Annotated in this window: 16 protein-coding genes; 2 read left to right on the top strand and 14 right to left on the bottom strand. The window is 54.5% G+C overall.

The features are described from left to right. Positions 1 to 170: 170 nt before the first annotated feature. Positions 171 to 1,136 carry an L-Ala-D/L-Glu epimerase gene (gene ycjG / locus VH187_RS14920; protein WP_329702226.1) on the bottom strand — a complete coding sequence of 322 codons (966 nt, stop codon included), beginning with the start codon at positions 1,134 to 1,136 and terminating at the stop codon, positions 171 to 173. A 102-nt stretch (positions 1,137 to 1,238) separates the two neighbouring features. On the opposite strand from ycjG, the gene tpx reads away from it, so the two are divergent. After that, positions 1,239 to 1,745, top strand: a complete 507-nt coding sequence (gene tpx / locus VH187_RS14915; protein ID WP_329702225.1) for a thiol peroxidase — start codon at positions 1,239 to 1,241, stop codon at positions 1,743 to 1,745. Between the two features lie 53 nt (positions 1,746 to 1,798). On the opposite strand, the gene tyrR is transcribed toward tpx, so the two are convergent. From tyrR to VH187_RS14900, 3 genes are all read right to left on the bottom strand, one after another. After that, positions 1,799 to 3,340, bottom strand: a complete 1,542-nt coding sequence (gene tyrR / locus VH187_RS14910) for a transcriptional regulator TyrR (RefSeq protein ID WP_329702224.1) — start codon at positions 3,338 to 3,340, stop codon at positions 1,799 to 1,801. Positions 3,341 to 3,560: 220 nt separating this feature from the next. Then, positions 3,561 to 4,610 carry a YcjF family protein gene (locus VH187_RS14905; RefSeq protein WP_329702223.1) on the bottom strand — a complete coding sequence of 350 codons (1,050 nt, stop codon included), beginning with the start codon at positions 4,608 to 4,610 and terminating at the stop codon, positions 3,561 to 3,563. Further along, positions 4,607 to 6,004 carry a YcjX family GTP-binding protein gene (locus tag VH187_RS14900; protein ID WP_329702222.1) on the bottom strand — a complete coding sequence of 466 codons (1,398 nt, stop codon included), beginning with the start codon at positions 6,002 to 6,004 and terminating at the stop codon, positions 4,607 to 4,609. The genes VH187_RS14905 and VH187_RS14900 overlap by 4 nt, the downstream gene beginning before the upstream one ends. A 151-nt stretch (positions 6,005 to 6,155) precedes the next feature. On the opposite strand from VH187_RS14900, the gene VH187_RS14895 reads away from it, so the two are divergent. Continuing rightward, positions 6,156 to 7,166, top strand: coding sequence for a LacI family DNA-binding transcriptional regulator (locus VH187_RS14895; RefSeq protein WP_329702221.1), 1,011 nt, complete (start codon positions 6,156 to 6,158; stop codon positions 7,164 to 7,166). 34 nt (positions 7,167 to 7,200) lie between these two features. Here VH187_RS14895 and VH187_RS14890 read toward each other — a convergent pair whose 3' ends face one another. The 10 genes from VH187_RS14890 to VH187_RS14845 all read right to left on the bottom strand — a co-directional run bounded on the left by VH187_RS14890 (position 7,201) and on the right by VH187_RS14845 (position 18,198). Continuing rightward, the gene (locus VH187_RS14890) at positions 7,201 to 8,112 is read right to left on the bottom strand and encodes an OmpG family monomeric porin (protein WP_329702220.1); all 912 of its coding nucleotides are present in this window, start codon (positions 8,110 to 8,112) and stop codon (positions 7,201 to 7,203) included. A gap of 75 nt (positions 8,113 to 8,187) precedes the next feature. Next, positions 8,188 to 9,270 carry an ABC transporter ATP-binding protein gene (locus VH187_RS14885; RefSeq protein ID WP_329702219.1) on the bottom strand — a complete coding sequence of 361 codons (1,083 nt, stop codon included), beginning with the start codon at positions 9,268 to 9,270 and terminating at the stop codon, positions 8,188 to 8,190. 4 nt (positions 9,271 to 9,274) lie between these two features. Further along, positions 9,275 to 9,961 carry a beta-phosphoglucomutase gene (gene pgmB, locus VH187_RS14880; RefSeq protein ID WP_329702218.1) on the bottom strand — a complete coding sequence of 229 codons (687 nt, stop codon included), beginning with the start codon at positions 9,959 to 9,961 and terminating at the stop codon, positions 9,275 to 9,277. Beyond that, positions 9,958 to 12,231 carry a glycoside hydrolase family 65 protein gene (locus VH187_RS14875; protein WP_329702476.1) on the bottom strand — a complete coding sequence of 758 codons (2,274 nt, stop codon included), beginning with the start codon at positions 12,229 to 12,231 and terminating at the stop codon, positions 9,958 to 9,960. Before VH187_RS14875 ends, pgmB begins: the two co-directional genes overlap by 4 nt. Next, a complete protein-coding gene (locus tag VH187_RS14870) occupies positions 12,225 to 13,283 on the bottom strand; it encodes a D-glucoside 3-dehydrogenase (protein WP_329702217.1) in 1,059 nt (352 codons plus the stop codon). Before VH187_RS14870 ends, VH187_RS14875 begins: the two co-directional genes overlap by 7 nt. A gap of 11 nt (positions 13,284 to 13,294) precedes the next feature. After that, positions 13,295 to 14,083 carry a 3-dehydro-D-guloside 4-epimerase gene (locus VH187_RS14865; RefSeq protein ID WP_329702216.1) on the bottom strand — a complete coding sequence of 263 codons (789 nt, stop codon included), beginning with the start codon at positions 14,081 to 14,083 and terminating at the stop codon, positions 13,295 to 13,297. A gap of 18 nt (positions 14,084 to 14,101) precedes the next feature. Then, positions 14,102 to 15,151, bottom strand: a complete 1,050-nt coding sequence (locus VH187_RS14860) for a D-guloside 3-dehydrogenase (protein ID WP_329702215.1) — start codon at positions 15,149 to 15,151, stop codon at positions 14,102 to 14,104. Between the two features lie 26 nt (positions 15,152 to 15,177). Continuing rightward, positions 15,178 to 16,020 carry a carbohydrate ABC transporter permease gene (locus VH187_RS14855; RefSeq protein ID WP_329702214.1) on the bottom strand — a complete coding sequence of 281 codons (843 nt, stop codon included), beginning with the start codon at positions 16,018 to 16,020 and terminating at the stop codon, positions 15,178 to 15,180. After that, positions 16,007 to 16,876 (bottom strand): carbohydrate ABC transporter permease, encoded by an 870-nt coding sequence (locus VH187_RS14850; protein ID WP_414713967.1) that lies wholly within the window; start codon positions 16,874 to 16,876, stop codon positions 16,007 to 16,009. Before VH187_RS14850 ends, VH187_RS14855 begins: the two co-directional genes overlap by 14 nt. 32 nt (positions 16,877 to 16,908) lie before the next feature. Next, a complete protein-coding gene (locus VH187_RS14845; protein ID WP_329702213.1) occupies positions 16,909 to 18,198 on the bottom strand; it encodes an ABC transporter substrate-binding protein in 1,290 nt (429 codons plus the stop codon). Positions 18,199 to 18,207 lie beyond the last annotated feature (9 nt).

The following is an 18,207-nucleotide window of genomic DNA, read 5'->3' as shown; positions in this document are numbered from 1 at the left end:
GACGGTATCAATCATCTGTTTCATCAATCTGTCTTGCGTTGCTACGCTCTCATCTTCCCAGTCAATCATCGCTATACCCTCAAATTCGTCACGGAAATATGCTAAACGCGTGGCGCTGATGATGAATGATCGTTTTGTGCCAGAAACTGTTTAAATATAAACCGCCACCCTCACAGGTATAGCGTACCCGTACCAAAACGCAACGCGGGTTCAGCATCAACGGCAAGCCAGGTTGGGCCATCAAGATCGGCAAAGCGTACTTTTGGCGTCAACGGTAATGCGGCGCTGATCGCGCGAGAGGTACACAGCATACAGCCAAGCATCAGTCCAAAACCCTGTTCTTTAGCTTCTGCAGCCAACGCCAGCGCCTCGGTTAAGCCGCCGGTTTTGTCGAGTTTGATGTTGATCATCTCGTAGCGTCCTGCGAGTTTTGCCAGGCTTTCACGTGTATGGCAGCTTTCATCCGCGCAAATCGGTAACGGATGGATGAAATTCGCCAGGGCGGCATCTTCCGCTGCGGGCAACGGTTGCTCCAGCATCGCGACGTTGAGATCGGCCAGCAACTGGCAACGGGATGCCAGTCCGTCACTGTGCCAGGCTTCGTTCGCATCGACAATCAGCGTGGCTTCCGGCACCGCAGCGCGAATGGCAACCATTCTTTCACTGATCAGATGATCGTCGAGTTTGACCTTTAACAGGCGCGCACCTTTATCCCACAACGCTTTGGCGCTATTTGCCATCTGGTCTGGCGTGCCGATCACCACCGTTTGTGCGGTAGTGACGTTAGACGCTAATTCGCTCCCGGCGAGCTGCGCGATTGAGCGGTCAGCTTTATGCGCTTCGAGATCCCACAACGCACAATCCACGGCATTACGCGCCGCGCCCGCAGGTAAAAGACGCTGTAGCGCTTCCCGGCCCAGCCCCGCTTCAAGCTGTTCGCCAATGCTGACAATCTGCGCCATCACCGAATCAATACTCTCGCCGTAACGAGGATAAGGCGTGCATTCGCCGGTTCCCTTCACGCCGTTTTCTTCAATTTCGACCACCACCACCTTCGCTTCGCTGCGGGTCCCGCGCGAGATCACGAATGGCGTATGCAACGGCCAGGCTTCCTCATAAACTCTCAAACTTCTCATTCCCTGTACCTCGATTTAGCAGCACTAAAAGGATTTGCCGTGTTAACAGTGGATGTCATACACTAGCCGCGACGTTAACTATTTGTAAACAGGAAGATAATCATGTCACAAACTGTGCATTTCCAGGGCAACCCCGTTTCCGTTCAGGGCTCTATCCCACAGGCGGGCGCCAAAGCACCAGCATTCACACTGGTTGCCAAAGATCTCTCCGACGTCGCACTGAGCCAGTTCGCGGGCAAACGTAAAGTGCTTAACATTTTCCCAAGCATTGATACCGGCGTATGCGCGGCATCCGTGCGTAAATTTAACCAGCTGGCAACCGAGCTCGACAACACTGTCGTGCTGTGTATTTCTGCCGACCTGCCGTTCGCCCAGTCTCGCTTCTGCGGCGCAGAAGGCCTGAGCAATGTGATCACCCTGTCCACCCTGCGTGCGCCAGAATTCCTGCAGCAATACGGTGTTGGCATCGCAGATGGCGCGCTGAAAGGCCTGTCTGCTCGCGCAGTCATCGTGATTGACGAGAACGACAACGTGGTACTGAGCGAGCTGGTGAACGAAATCACCAACGAACCAGACTACACTGCCGCGCTGGAAGCACTGAAAGCCTAATCGCTTCGGTCAGAAACAAAATGCCGCCTTCATCACTGAAGGCGGCATCGCAGTTACTCTTCGTTTTTCTTCTGACTTAACCCGTATTCCCGCAATTTATTGGCAATCGCCGTGTGCGAAACGCCCAGACGTTTGGCAAGCTTTCGCGTGCTCGGGAAACTGCGGTAAAGCTGGGTCAACACTGAACGCTCGAATCGGCTGGTAATATCATCCAGCGAGCCTTCCATCGCGTCTTCTCCCACCGCCACTGTAGTCGTGTCGTAATCTGGCAAGAGAATGTCCTGCGGACGCAATTCGTATCCTTCGAGCTGAGTTAACGCGCGGTATACGGCGTTTTTAAGCTGACGGACGTTACCCGGCCAGCCATAACGCGTGAGCACGGTGTTCAAATCGGCGGCCAATTTTGGTCGGGCGATGCCCTGCTCATCGGCGAAACGCGCCACAAACAATTCTGTCAGCGGCATGATGTCCTGCGGACGATCACGCAGTGGCGGCAGATTCAGCGTCAGCACGTTCAGGCGATAATAGAGATCTTCACGGAACAGCCCTTTCTGAACGAGTTCGACCAGGTTTTTCTGCGTGGCACAAATCACGCGCACATCGACGTGGACTTCATGATCTTCGCCCACACGACGAAACGTACCATCGTTAAGGAAACGCAGCAGTTTGACCTGCATGCCTGGCGACATTTCACCGATTTCGTCCAGCAGCACCGAACCGCCGTTGGCCTGCTCGAAGAAGCCTTTTTTGCCTTCCGGCGCGTGACCAAACAGCTCGCTCTCAACGGCATCTTCAGGAATCGACGCGCAGTTCAGCGCCAGATACGGCTTCTGCGCGCGCGGACTGGCAAGATGACAAGCGTTTGCCAGCAAATCTTTCCCCGTACCGGTATCACCGATAATCAGCAGCGGCGCAGTGAGCATCGCCAGTTTGCGGGCCTGCTCAACCACATGACGCATTTTCGGGCTAACAGCGATAATCTGGCTGAATGCGCTGACATCCTGGCTGGTCATGGTTTGCAGCTGACGCCCCATCCGCAGCGTAGAACGCAGCATCACCACCGCGCCCATCAGCACGCGAGTGGCATTTTCGCCTTCCAGTGTGACCGGGGTAATTTCCAGCAGGAAGTTTTGTCCGTTGATAACCACATGCTCCGCGTGAGATTCCACCGGGGCGCTTTCCAGCCAGCGCTGGAAGTTAAAACCGTTAATCAGTTGAGCGGCGTGGTGACTGCGCAATTTATCCTGTGGCTGACCGAACAACTGGCAGCTCGCCGGATTTCCCAGCTCCACTTTGCCTTTGGTATCCAGCGACAGCACCGGTTCCGGCATCGCTTCCAGTAACGCACTCAGCGCCAGATGTTCACGTTCAGACGGCATCCACGGCACGGTACGCACGTCGGTCACGCCTTCGATGCGGCGGATTTCCGCCATCAGCGTGCTGAAACTGTTAAATTCCAGCTCCGCAAAATTCAGGTAAATTCGGCCGATGGGGTCGATGTCGATCCCGCGCAGGTCAATGCCGCGCAGGACCAACAGATCGAGTAATTCACGGGTCAGACCAAGCCGGTCCTCACAAAAAACTTCAAGACGCATGGGAAGTATCACCCTCATAGCCAATAACGCATGGATGATAAGACAGTTCTCTGCCTGCGGGAAGATGGCTGTCAACAATTATTGACAGTATGGCGGAAAATCAGGCGCTTTGCCGTAAAGATGCAGAGATAACGCACAAAGCGGCAAGTAAGATTGGGTCATGCGCTTTCCCCTTCCCGGAAGAAAACCGGAGAAAGGGAAAGTTTAATGAGGAGGTGGATCAGGAAGATTTCTTGGTGAGGGTCTCTTTCAGTTGCCCGATCAGTTCGCGACGGAAATCACCGAGTTTCGGCTTGTCGTTGTCGATCCACGGCAGCGGGCGGCACACTTCCATCGCTTTAATGCCCAAGCGCGCGGTCAACAGGCCAGCACCAATCCCCTGTGCGGCACGGGCAGAAAGTCGAGCCGCCAAATCCTGCGACATCCAGTCCATTCCCACTTCACGCACCAGCTCACTTGCACCCGCAAAAGCGATATTCAGCATCACCAGACGGAACAGGCGAATCCGGCTGTAATAGCCCAGCTCAATGCCGTACAGCGAGGCGATACGATTAATAAGCCGCAAATTACGCCAGGCAATAAACGCCATATCCACCAGCGCTAACGGACTGACAGCAATCATCAACGTTGCTTCGGCAGCAGATCGGCTGATTTCGCGTCGCGCCTGTGCATCCAGCACCGGCTGCACTAAATGGGCGTAAAGCGCCACCACTTCACGATCGTTCTGCGTTTCGTGAATCGCCGCATACCAGCGCTGAAGCGCCGGGTGGGATTTGTCGATCCCGGCTTGAGCCGCGAGTTTTTCGCAGAATGCGCGGCCTTTGCCCGTGCCATGGCTATGTAGCAGATCTCGCGCTTCGTCACGTTCTTCCGCACGCTGGCGAAGACGCCATAAACGCCGCCATTCGGTTGCGACAGACCCCACGCCCGCGCCGATAATCAGCGCGCCAGCAGCATAGCCGCCGAGCGCGACCCAGTCCTGCGTTTGCCAGGCAATCATCGTCGACTGTACGCCTTGCGCGACAACGCTCACACCGAAAATGGCGAGCCCCGCCGTGACCATCCGCCGCCACAGACTGCGTTTCGGGCGCAGTGCCGCTTCCACTACCGCTTCGGCCTGCCCTTCATCCTCCAGCGGATCGTCAATCACCGTCGGGGCAAAGTTTTCCGCCAGCGTTTGTTCAAAGGTTTGCGCCCCGCGCAATTTTTCCATTTTGTCCGCTTCCAGCGGCCCAGCGAAATCGATACGCGGTTTTAACGGTTCGCTCATCGCAATTTGTCTCCAATCAAAAACTCCAGTGCCGCATCCAGACGAATGTGCGGCAGCGGTTTATCGACGTCCATCACCTGCGGACGAAACGCCTCAAACTGAAAGCCCTGCTGTTCCCAAAATGCCTGGCCCGGTAAACGCGCAGGTACTTCGCCGGGATAGACCGTCAACGGCTCGCCGTCGCTCAGGCGATTGCCGCGCAACGCGGGGATTTTTTCGCCATTGACGTCAATCAACCCGCTTTGGGTGGCCTGCACCGACGCCAGCCCCAGACAGTCCATGCTGATGCCTTCAAACGCCGCGTTCTGCCATGCGTCCTGAATCAACTGTTGAAGCAGAGAAACCATGTTTGCATGCTGATCGACCGTAACGTGATCGGCTTTGGTGGCGGCAAACAGCAGCTTATCGATAACCGGGGAAAACAGGCGGCGGAACAGCGTGCGCTGCCCGTAATGGAAACTCTGCATCAATTGCGTGAGCGCCAGACGCATATCGTTAAACGCCTGCGGCCCACTGTTCAGCGGTTGCAGACAATCGACAAGCACAATCTGGCGATCAAAACGCAGGAAGTGATTTTTATAGAAGTCTTTAACAATGTGTTCGCAATAGTAGTCAAAACGCGCCCGTAACATGCCGGCGTTGGTGTGTTTGTCTGCTTGCGCAAGTTTGGCTTCGCCCACGGCGTCAACGTCTGGCCACGGGAAGAATTGCAACGCAGGCGCACCCGCCATTTCGCCAGGCAGCACGAAACGGCCAGGTTGAATAAAGTGCAGCCCCTGCTGTTTGCAGGCGTGCAAATAATCGGTCCATGCCTGACTGATTTCTGCCAGACGGTTTTCATCGGCTGGTGCCAGCGGATCAAGCCCGGCACATAATTCACGCCAGCGTGCAGACCACTCCGCGCGTTGTCCGGTCAGCAGGCCCGTCATTTGCCGCGACCAGCTCAGGTAATCCTGCACCAGCATCGGCAAATCCAGCAGCCACTCACCCGGGTAATCGACGATTTCCAGATACAGCGTGGATGTGTCTTTGAAGTGACGCAATAAAGAGTCATTGGAGCGGAAACGCAGCGCCAGACGAATTTCACTCACGCCCCGCGTCGGCGTCGGCCATGTCGGCGGTTCGCCATAAAGCTGCGCCAGACCTTCATCATAGGTAAACCGCGGAATACCGTAATCGCGTTGCGGCACGCGCTTTACGCCGAGCAGACGTTCTTCACGCACAGCACTCAGCAACGGCAGACGTGAACCCGCATGGAGATTCAATAACTGATTCACCATCGCGGTGATAAACGCCGTTTTCCCGCTGCGGCTAAGCCCGGTCACCGCCAGACGCAGATGTCTGTCTACGCCGCGATTGACCAGTGCATTGAATTCGCTTTTGAGTCGCTTCATCGCCATCCTTTTTATCCGGTTCTCGCCCACTCCTTCAGGATACATGACATGTGGCCCCTAACGACAATTATCAACCGCACTTAGCTGTATTTCGGGCTTTTTCTCCAGTAAGATGTATCCGATTGACTCTACGATGGAGCTCGACAGGTGTATGTCACCGACTATATATGATATTGCCAGAGTTGCTGGCGTTTCAAAATCGACCGTCTCGCGAGTGCTGAATAATCAAACCAATATCTCGCCTGAGGCGCTGGAAAAAGTCCAGAAGGCCATTAAAGAATTAAATTACCAGCCTAATAAACTCGCCCGGGCGCTGACGTCATCAGGGTTTGACGCGATCATGGTCATTTCGACACGTTCAACCAAAACCATGGCGGGTAATCCCTTCTTCGCCGAAGTACTGCATGCAATTACATCCCGTGCAGAAGAAGAAGGCTTTGACGTAATATTACAGACATCACGCAGCACCGAAGACGACTTGCTCAAATGTGAAAGCAAAATTCGCCAAAAGATGATCAAAGGGATCATTATGCTGAGTTCCCCGGCTGATGAATCCTTTTTCTCCCGGCTGGATAAATATGGAATTCCGGTGGTGGTTATCGGTAAAGTTGAAGGGAATTATCAGCATGTTTATTCCGTCGATACCGATAATTATCAGGACAGCATTGCGTTAACAGATGCCTTAATTGCGCGTGGGCATAAAAATATCGCCTGCCTGCATGCGCCGCTGGATTATCACGTTTCAGTCGACCGTCTGGCGGGGTATAAAGAAAGCCTGGCCAGACACGACATTGTGCTGCGGCCTGAATGGATAATCGATAGCGGTTATACCCATGAAAGCGCACTTGAAGCCGCAAAAGATTTGTTGGCGATGGATGCGCGCCCTGACGCAGTTTTCGCCACGGACAGCATGAAGCTGGTCAGCCTGTATCGCGCTGCCGTTGAGCTGAACATCGGCATTCCACAACAGCTTGCTGTCGTCGGCTACAGCAACGAAACGCTGTCATTTATCCTTTCACCCGCTCCCGGCGGCGTAGATGTGCCGACTTATGAGCTTGGCGTCAAAAGCTGCGATCAGTTGTTCAAATGCATCGCCGGAAAACCCGGCCCACAGCGCGTTATTGTTGCCACTCGCGTTTTATTGACCGATTCGCTGGCATAAAGCCGGAGGGGCTTGCCCCCCGGCGTGTTAATGCTTAAAACGCGTAATTGATGCCCACTCCGGCATAATGGAAGCGATCGTCGTCGCCTTCATCGTGGTGTTCCCACTCGTAGGCGTACTCCAGCGACACGGAAATTCCGTTATCAAAATCATGAGCGTACTGTAAGCCAAGACGGTTAAAGTCGTGGCCTTCGCGCGTTGGGTCATCCTGCCAGTCCCAGTTTGTCCAGCGATCCAAACCAATTCGGGTGTATGGCGTCAATGTCGTTGAGCCAAACGAAATCGGCAGATACACGCGCATTTCCTGAGTGGAAAATTCACCGTTATTACGACTTTCATCAAGGTTAAAACCGCGCTCAAGATAGTAGTTGGTCAGTAACGAAACTGTCTCGTTGAGCTTCCAGGTAAAGCCGGTTTCGGTTTCGACACGGCTGTCGGAATAGCCCGTTTGGTCGAGATCATTCACAAACTGATAGGCGGCGAACCAACCGTTAAAATGAACGTCATCCGTCAGGCGCAAATTCCAGTCGGGCTGGAATTTATAACGCTGCATATTGGCAGTCCCGGCCTCTTTATTGTTTTCATCTTTGAAGTGATAGCCATAATTTCGGATCCCACCGGTCAAACCGAGAGTGAAATCATTACTGTCCACGACCTGATAACGGATTTCCATTCCAGGGCGGTTAAAATAGGTGCCGCGTGTTCCACTGCTATAATTCACCGGCCCCTCCTGGTACATCGCCAGTGATATTTTCCATGGACCGGTAGCGGCATTAAACCAGACGGAAGGCTCATACAGGCCATCCATATCATCGGCTTGCCCTTCAATATTTTCGCTTTCGTACATCGCGCCAATATTAAATTTCCAGCCATCGTCATTTTGAGCTTGTGCAGAGAGAGTGCAAACACCTAATAACAGTGCCGCACACCGAGGTAGTGTGTTCATTATTATCATCCTGATCAAATTAACAACGTAGGTAAAATGGGGGATTAAATACTCCCCCGGGATTTATTTTCTTTATTAGCGAATAGCGATTTCAGTTTCGATATCAAAATAATGGCTTTTCGCCATATCAAACGACAGAGCAATATTTTCACCGGCCGAATAATCATTCGCCGATGGTGCGCGAACCACTAACTCATGACCGCCGATGGTGGCGTAGAGCATGAATTCGGCCCCGGTTAATTCGGCAACGCTGATCCGCGCCGGGACAGGAATAGAGGACTCCACGCCAGTGAGAATATCTTCCGGACGAATGCCCAAAACGATCGCTTTACGCTGATATCCCGCCGCATTCAGCGCCGCCAGCTTATCCTCCGGGATCGGCAGACGCAGCGTTTCAGTGACAAAATCGTTACCGTCGATAGCGCCACGAATAAAGTTCATGGCCGGTGAACCGATAAACCCGGCGACAAACATATTCGCAGGCTGGTTATACACTTGCTTCGGCGCGCCCACCTGCTGAACAATGCCGTCTTTCATGATCACAATTCGCGTCGCCATGGTCATCGCTTCGGTCTGATCGTGCGTCACGTAAATCATGGTGGTATTGAGTTTTTGATGCAGTTTGCAAATCTCGGCCCGCATCTGCACGCGCAGTTTCGCATCGAGGTTAGAGAGCGGTTCATCCATCAGGAACACGCCCGCCTCGCGCACAATCGCCCGCCCTAATGCCACTCGCTGGCGCTGTCCGCCTGACAGCGCGCCCGGTTTGCGTTTCAGATATTCGCGCAGACCTAAAATTTGCGCCGCCCAACTCACGCGTTCTTCGATAACGTCTGGCGCAATTTTCTGCATTTTCAGGCCGAACGCCATGTTGTCATACACCGTCATGTGCGGATAAAGCGCGTAGTTCTGGAAAACCATCGCGATATTGCGCGATTTAGCCGGAACGTCGTTCATTCTCACGCCGTCGATCAACAACTCGCCGTGGCTTATCGCTTCCAGTCCGGCGATCATGCGCAGCGTGGTTGATTTCCCGCAGCCTGACGGACCGACCAGCACGATGAATTCTTTGTCTTCGATTTCGAGATTGAAATCTTTCACCACATGGACGTGGTTGTCATAAATTTTCTGGATATGTTGCAGTGACAGTTGAGCCATGGGTTTATTCCTTTACAGTCGCAGAGGCGGGATGAAGGTGTTGCCAGAACGCCTCCAGCTGTTGCCAGTTCAGTTCACGAGTGGAAGGTAGCAACAGCCCCGCCCCCGTTAAATCAGCGCCAATGCCAATCGACGCCATGCCGCTGGCATTGATAGCCTGGATGCCCGCCTGCGCATCTTCGATGCCAATCGCCTGCTTTGGCGATACACGCAAGCCCTGACAGGCTGCCAGAAAGATTTCCGGGTCGGGTTTGGAGTGCACGACACGTGAGGCGTCGGCGCAATAATCAAAGAGAGACGAAATCCCCAGCGCATTCAAAATAGTCGGCGCATTGAGCGAAACCGATGCGAGCCCGATACGAACGCCCCGCGCGCGGAGATCACGCAGTAGTTCGGTAATGCCCGGCAGAATAGAATCCGGCGTGAGCGAAGCCAGCGACGCGACATAGCGGGCATTTTTGCGTTCGGCAATCGCCTGGCAATCTGCGGCGGAAAACTGCTCCGCTTTACCGCCATGCTGCAAAATACGCTGCAACGATGCCATCCGGCTGATGCCCTTGAGCTGTTCGTTGAAGGTTTCGTCGATGGCGATACCGATTTCCTGAGCCACCTCGCGCCAGGCAACGAAATGCAGATGCGCGGTATCGGTTATCACCCCATCAAGATCGAAAATTACGGCGTCCAGTTTCATTCAGCCCTCACCATGGTAGCGGTCCCAATTTTACTGCTGATAAAATCACTTTTGTGATAACGCTGCTGCCCGTTCACGCTGATTTTACGGCCCCATAACCACAGGCTAATTTCGGCAGCACTCGTCACAGTGACCGCTTCTTGATTGGCTTCAACCGTGAAACGCACGCCCTGCCAACACAGCGGCACGCTAAGCCGTTGCCATTGAGCAGGCAACTCAGGCGCAAGATGCAATTCGCCTTTATGCACACTCAGCCCAGCAAACCCTTGCACCGCGCCGAGCCAGATGGCCCCCGTTGCGGCGGCGTGAATGCCGTCATCGCTGCTGTGCGGTTCCTCTCCCAGGTCAATTTCGCTACCCTCTCGCCAGAAGTGATACGCCTGTTCCACATTGCCACAACGCGCGGCAACAATGCCGTGAATAGTCTTGCTCAGCGAGGAATCATGGATAGTTCGCGGCTCGTAATACGCCAGATTCGCCTGGCTGACTGCATCCGGAAACCGCTCCGGCAACATGTAATTCAGCATTACCACATCGGCCTGTTTGAGAATTTGCATCTCGTTGACTTCTGCCCGTGAGTAATCGAGCAAAATGGTCTGCTTCCCGGCCTTCGCTTTGTATTTCGTCAGGTCGATGGTTGGTTTACGCATGAACGTATCGTCCTGCGCCAGCACGCCTTTTGCGTCGGGCTCCGGCAACCATAAACGTTGCAGAAAATCAGCCGCACTAGCAGCAAACGCGGGCTGGAGTTCACCAAACTGCGCGACAAAATGCAGCGCCTGTTCGACGTTATGCCATGCCATGTAATTGGTGAAAGCATTGTTGTTAACATGCTCGGTGTATTCGTCCGGGCCAATCACATCGTGCAATTCCAGCCGCCCATTGGCTTCCACCGCGCGACTTATCCAGAACGTCGCGGTTTCTGTCAGCAGACTCACGCCTTCGCTGCGCATAAACGCTTCGTCGTGCGTGGCGTGCCAGTAGTTCACCACCGCCCAGGCGATATCCGCCACCAGATGATGTTCCGCCAGCGCGGAGGCCACTTTCTGCCGCAGCCCGGTACGGATATTAATAGCGGCAAACTCCGGCGTTTCTTCATGACCGCTGCGCGCGCTTTCCCACGGAAACAATGCGCCATGCCAACCGTTGCGCCGTGCTTTTTCACGCGCACCGGGCAGATTCAGATAGCGATAACGCAGCAAAGAACGCGCTGTTTGCGGGGCGGTGAACTGGTGATATGGCAGCAAAAAGACTTCGGTATCCCAGAACACGTGGCCTTTATAGCCTTCTCCGGTCAGCGCTTTGGCGGCAATACTGCTGCGTTCGTCATGCAGCGGCGTCATGGCGACCAGGTGATAATGGGTGAAATCAAGCGCCTGCTGATCGGCGGGGTTTGTGGAATTCACCAACACCCGCCGAGCCTGCCAGCCTTCACGCCATACCGCCAGCGATGCATCCCGGAGTGCGTCATAACCCAGCGTGGCACAGGTTTGCAGCTCATTGAGGCAACGGCGGCTGAACGTCTCCAGTGATAACGAATCTGGCTCGCGCTGTACGACCCAATTGAATTTATCTAACGTGACACTGTCACCTGCACTCAACAGCAAAGAACTATTTTGCAGCAGCCGACGGTTCTTAGCGGCAAAGCAGCTTTCCGCCGCCTGACTAAGCTGAATGTGGCTGGTGATCACCACTTCTGTATCCGAAGATTGCGTGGCCCACGCGCCCTGCAACACCTCCTGACCAAACACGCGCAAAGAGAGTTCGTCGAGATGCTGACGTCCACTGTTGGTCTGCGTGCCGTCGATGCCCGTAGAGAAAGTCAGACTGACGTCTTCATCGAGTGCGGTGACCGTGACCTGCATCGCCAGCAGCGGAAGATGTGCCATCGATGCAAAGCGACGGCTGACAATACGCACCCGCGCGCCTGACGGAGAACGCCAGACCACTTCCCGACGCAATTCGCCACAGCTGAAATCCAGTTCCCGCTGCCAACTGACGATTTCGCCACTCAGCAACGTAAACGGGTCACCGTTGACCTCAAGCTGAACGCCAACAACATCCGGCAGATTAATCAGCTCACTGGTTTCGCCGCGACCCGCGCAGTGATAAAGCCCCGCAAGATACATCCCTCTAGTCTGTTGGGTGTAGTCTTCCTCGTGGCTCGCTCGCACGCCCATATAGCCGTTGCCGCTGGTCATCAACGAAGCGAATTTATTCAGGCTGTGCGGGCTGAATAGCGGATCATCCAGTTTGGTGATGTTCAGCATAGCGTCACCCATTCGCCCTTCTCAGCGGATTCATATAGCGCTGCGACAAGCTGTTGAATGATGAAGCCCTGCTCGCCATCAGCGATCACCACCGGCTCGCCCAGTACGTGACGCACAAAGGCATCCATGCTGCGGAAATGGCGATTGTCGTCGGCCTGCTCACACCGAATCACGGTATTCAGCTCACCGCTGACATCGTTGTAGACGTGGGCCGGAAACAGCGTGGCCCCGGCTTTGTCGCCACAAAACGTCACGTTTAAGCGCGACTGTTCCGCGATATTTAGCACGAACGAGGTGTCGAGGCGCAGCAGACCGCCGTTATGAAACTCAATGGTGCCAAACAGCGCGTCTTCAACGGTGTACTGTGTCGGATCCCATTCGCCAAACTGGCCGCTGTTTTTCACCGTGCCGAGCTTCTGGAAACTGTGCGCCATGACGCGTTTCACGGCCGGGAAACCGAGCACATACATCGCAGCATCCAGCATATGAATGCCAATGTCGATCAGTGGCCCGCCGCCCTGCATCGCTTTATTGGTGAACACACCCCAACCGGGAACGCCGCTGCGACGCAGCGCCGTAGCGGTGGTGAGATAGACTTCACCCAACGCGCCAGACTGCATTTGCTCGCGCAACAGTTGAGCATCCAGCGAGAAGCGATGATGGAAATCGTACGCCAGCACTTTGCCCTGTTTACGCGCCATCGCTCGCATTTGGTCGGCCTGCTGCGGTGTCATCGCCGGAGGTTTCTCACACATCACATGACAACCTGCCTCTAACGCCGCCATCACATGCTCAAAATGAAAACGGTTTGGCGAGCAGACGCTCACCACATCTGGCTGTATCTCTTCTAACATCAGGCGCAGGTCGTCATAGCTGCCCGCGATGTCAAACTTTGCGGCAAACGCCTGCGCCTGCTCGAGGCGACTGTCACAGACAGCCACCATCCGCAGATCACTACGCGTGGCGTAGTATGAAGCATGGACTTTGTCCGCCACCTGCCCCGCGCCGATAATGGCGACCCGCAGCGGGGCGACTGCTGTAGCATTCTTCACGCGATAACCTCTCAGCACTCACGCAGATAAACGAGGGAATCCTGATACGCTTTCGCCGGATCGTCGGCGCGCACGCGGCATTCATACACCACATACCCCGAATAGCGGTCTTCACGTAGCTGGTCGAACAGCTTCGTGAAATCAAGGCTGCCGCTGCCCGGTTGATAGCGATGGTTATCAGCAATATGTACGTGTCCGAGCAAATCGCGGTTGGCGTGGAGCGCCCCGGCGATGTCGTCTTCTTCGATGTTCATATGATAGAAATCGCCAATAATCTGCGTGTGTTTCAACTGATTGTCCGTGATGTAACGACGCGCATCCGCCAGGGTGTTGATCATGTGATCCTGATAGCGGTTCAGCGGCTCGAGCAGCACGGTTGTTCCGGTTCGGGCCGCCACTTCGTCGAGAAAACGAAGTGAATCGCTGACCGCTTTACGATCACCGTCCAGGCTGCGCGGCGACGTCATCGGCGGCAGACGGAACGTGAACATGCCCCATGCCGCAGGCACCACAATCCCCTTACCGCCCACTTCTGCCAGCGCTTCCAGGATGCGGGCGATTTGCTGCAAACCGTTGAGACGGCGCTCTTCGATAAAATCACCAATCCAGCCGTCGTAGCCACCGCAGGCGGTGGTCACTGGCAGCCCGGTTTCTTTAATAGCGGCTTTCACTTCGTCAAGATTATTGACCAGCAGACGCCCGTCAATTTCGTAGCCGTCAAACCCCATCGCTTTGATATAGCGGAATTTCTCCAGAATATTTTCCGGGAAGAAGGCTTGATTCTGTGTTGCGATTTTCATGTTTTGCTTTCCTTGCGTTTAAAAAGTGACGCCCATTTTGATACTCAGCTCAGGCTGCTTATCGACGAATTTCATGTAGCTTTCCGGGCTCTCGCTGAATGGCACCACCGGATCAATCAGGTCATCGCAATTGAGATAGCCGTTCATCAGCAATTCCCAACAGGTTTCCTCGATGCGTTTACGGCTCCAGCGCGGATAATCCGGGTTTGGTTCACTGCACGCACGGGAGAACACGATTTTGGCGTTGTTGAAATGCGCTTCGCGACCGAAATTCAGGTTGGTGAACGGTTTGGCAAAAGCAACATAGGAAATCGTGCCGCCGTAGGCCAGACCGCGCAGCGCCGATTGCAGCGCATCTTCATGACCGCTGGTTTCGATGATCACGTCTGCGCCCTGCTTGCCGGTCAGTTTTTTGATTTCCAGACCAACGTCCGTGCCGATTGGATTCAGGCAAACATCTGCGCCGTGACGGCGAGCGATCTCACAGCGATGGCCGATCGGGTCAACACCGATCACGATTGAAGCCCCGGCTTTCTTCGCCAGTTGCACCGCGATTTGACCAATTGCGCCCAACCCAATCACCACCACGAAATCACCGACACGCACGTTTGCATCACGCACGCCGCTCATGGCGAACTGTGCCGGGTCGTAGCACACTGCGTTTTTCCACGACGCGCCTTCCGGCATCTTACGCAATTTGTAGTTGTTCACTGCGTTGACGATGACGGTTTCCGCCAACGGCCCGTAGCAGCAAACGCTGTCGCCTTCGCGATATTCCGTCACGTCTGCGCCACACTGAATAATGTCGCCCACGACCATATTGCCAAGCTGGAATTTGCCGAACTCAATGCCACGTGATGCATTGGCATCACGCGCGGTGAACAGCTGCCAGTCGGCATCAAACTGTTCATCAATAAACGGGCTGGCGGCACGGAAATCCACCACTTCTGTTCCGTGTTTAGGTGCGCCGTAACGCACGCGAATTTTCACTTCACTCGCCGCGACCGGCACGTCCTGATACTCCACCAGAGCCGCCACGCGTGGGGCCGTTGCTACTAATTTTTTCATCACTGATTCCTTGTTAACTGGCCGCCTCAGCCCTTAACGCCCCCGGCGGTCAAACCACTTTTAATAAAGCGCTCGGAAAGCGCATACATAATGATTACGGGCAGCGCGGTGACCAGCGATGCGGCCATCATGCGTCCCCAGATATAATCCGGCGTGCTGAATAACGTGTTCAGGCCCACAGGCAACGTGAAGTTTTCTGCGCTCGAAAGGAAAATTGAGGCGAACAGATAGTCGTTCCACGCCACCATAAAGCAGTACACAAACACCGAAATCAGCCCCGACATCGCCAGCGGCACCGTGATGCGGAAGATGATTTGCAGGCGATTGAGGCCGTCCATCATCGCCGCTTCTTCGATTTCATCCGGGATGGTGTCGAAGTAGCTCTTGAGCATGAAAATGGCGGTCGGCAGCGTCTGCGTCACCATGGTGACAATCAGCGCCAGCTCGGTGTCGTAAATCCCCAGCGCGGTGATGATTTTGAACAGTGGCACCACCAACAAAATGCCGGAGAACATATAGACGGTGTAAAAGCTGGCGTTGATGGTTTCCCGCCCGCGAAAGCGCAGTTTCGACAGCGCCCACGCGCCGAGCGTGCCGAGGAACAGCGCAATCGCCGAGGAGACAATCGACACCACCAGGCTGTTACGGAAATAGCTGACAAACGGGAAAATCAGCGGGTTGAAAATGTCGATATAATGTTCGAACGTCCACTGCTGCGGCAGCAGCGTCGGATGCAGCGAAATCGCCTCTTTCGCGCTTTTGAACGAAGTCATCAGCATGATAAAGAACGGAAACAGCGTGAAGCCCAGGAACAGCGCCAGTCCGACGTAAAACAGCACACTGCTCCAGCGACGTTTATTTGTTGCCATTGAAGTTCACCCGCTTTCTGGTCAGTAAAATCACTGCGAAAATAATCACAAACAGCACCACGGAAATCGCCGCCGCTTTACCCAGGTCATTAAAGGCAAACGCCGTTTTGTACAGGTACACGCCGAGAATATTGACCTTGGTGGTCAGCAGATAAACATCGGCGAACATGTAGAACATCCAGATAGTGCGAAGCGTCACCACCGTCGCCAGCACCGGCATAATTGCCGGGAGTGTGACGATGCGAAAACGCTGCCAGGCATTGGCGCCGTCCATTTCTGCCGCTTCATACAACGATTTGTCGATGGTCTGCAAAATGGCGAGAAACGAAATAAACGCGTAAGGGAAGTAGCGCCAGATAGCGAACAGCACCACTAACACAAAGCTGCTGCCGGGGTTGTCAAACCATAGCGGCGCCTGCTTATAAAGCCCCAACACATCAACGCCGAGATAGTTCACAATCCCGTAGCCGTTGTTGAACATATATTTCCACGCGAACACCAGCGAGATAGACGGCGTGACGTAGGAGAGCAGCACCAGCGAACGCGCCGTTTTACGCAGACGGAATTCACGGTTAAAGAACACCGCCACCGCCAGCCCTAACCCTGTACTGCCCAGCACCACCAGCGCGGTGTACCAGAACGTCATCCACAGCGAGTGCCAAAAACCCGGGTCACTCAGAATGCGAATGTAGTTATCCAACCCGACGAACGTCGACGCGATACGCGGATTGAGCGGTAGCCGCTGGAAGCTGATTTCAATATTGGAAACCATTGGCCATGCCACCAGCCCCGCCAGCAGCAACAGGCTAGGCCCGAGCAGCATCAAGGCAAATGGCAGGTCGGAGCGGCCCGACATGAACTTCTTAATCATCCCGTTTCCCGCCTGTTTCATGGCTGTTGCACAAGGGTGTCGAGGCGTTTCTGACCGTCTTTCAGCAGCGGCTCAATCGGTTTTTTACCGACCGTGGCAGCGTTGACCATCCCGCTTATCACGCCTGATCCGGTGACATCCCCCATGCGGGTGAAGTTTTTATCGCCCACAGCCCCAAACACTTTTACGTTCGGGAACTGAGAAATCAGCTCATAAGGCAGTTGTCCAAACGCTTTGATAACCTCGTTCTCTTTCCAGGTGGCCGTTTCAACCACGCTTTTGGTCATCGGCAGCGCCGCACCCGGCGACATCATCACCCAGTCAGCGGAGTTCTGCGGTTTCTCCATCCAGGCGACAAACTTCTCTGCCGCTTCGGCCTGCTCTTTTTCCTGACCGGAGGTGATGGTCAGCGAGGTGACGGTGCCATAAACGGCTGGCGATGTTTGCGTCGGCACCATAAAGCCCAGATTGGACGGTTTGCCCTCTTTGTAGACCGCCGGAAGGATGTAAGTGGAATACACCGCCATCGGTGCGGAACCGTTCATAAAGGCGTCTTTAATTTCCATCACATCGTTGGAGCCCGGCATGGTGGTGCTCGCTAAATCACGATAAAACGCCAGCGTCTGCTGCATCTGAGGGGTATCGAGAGAAATCTTGCCTTCGCTGTTAAACACGTTGGCATTGTTGGATAACGCGAACTGTGAGAACGCCTGTTCGGTCATCACGCTTTCGGCGGTTGGCAGCGCAATCCCGTATTTCTTCTTCGCGGGATCGTTCAGCGCCTTGCTGGCAGCTAACAATTCCTGCCAGTTGCGCGGCTCGGCAATACCCGCTGCGGCCAGCACATCTTTGTGATACCAGACGCCGGAAATCCAGGCGCTGATCGGCGCTCCAGTCCAGGCTTTACCGTCTTCGGTGCGCACAATACGTAACACGCCGTCGTAGAACTGATTTTCGCCGGTTTCATTAATGGCTTTAGCTATCGCGTCACGGTCCAGAAGCTGCTCTTTATCCAGCACTTTCGCGTAGTCATGGCTGACTTCCATTACCGCAGGCAGCGCCCCGGTGCGCGCAAGGGTGATAACTTTGGTGTTGAACGCATCTTCTTCCACCGGCACCGGTTTGACGATGATGCCAGGGTTTTCTTTTTCAAAACGCTCAATTAATTGATTAATGACCGCCTGCCGCTCTTGCTCCACCGACGAATGCATAAATTCAATGGTCACTGATTTATTATCGTCGCGGCAGCCTGCAATTAGGGTGCAGGAAACCAGTGCTGTCACCAGCACAGTTTTCGCTATTTTCATTATTTCTTC

Source organism: Scandinavium sp., from assembly GCF_036271055.1.
Lineage (GTDB): Bacteria > Pseudomonadota > Gammaproteobacteria > Enterobacterales > Enterobacteriaceae > Scandinavium.
This window is presented reverse-complemented; position numbering and strand designations above follow the sequence as displayed.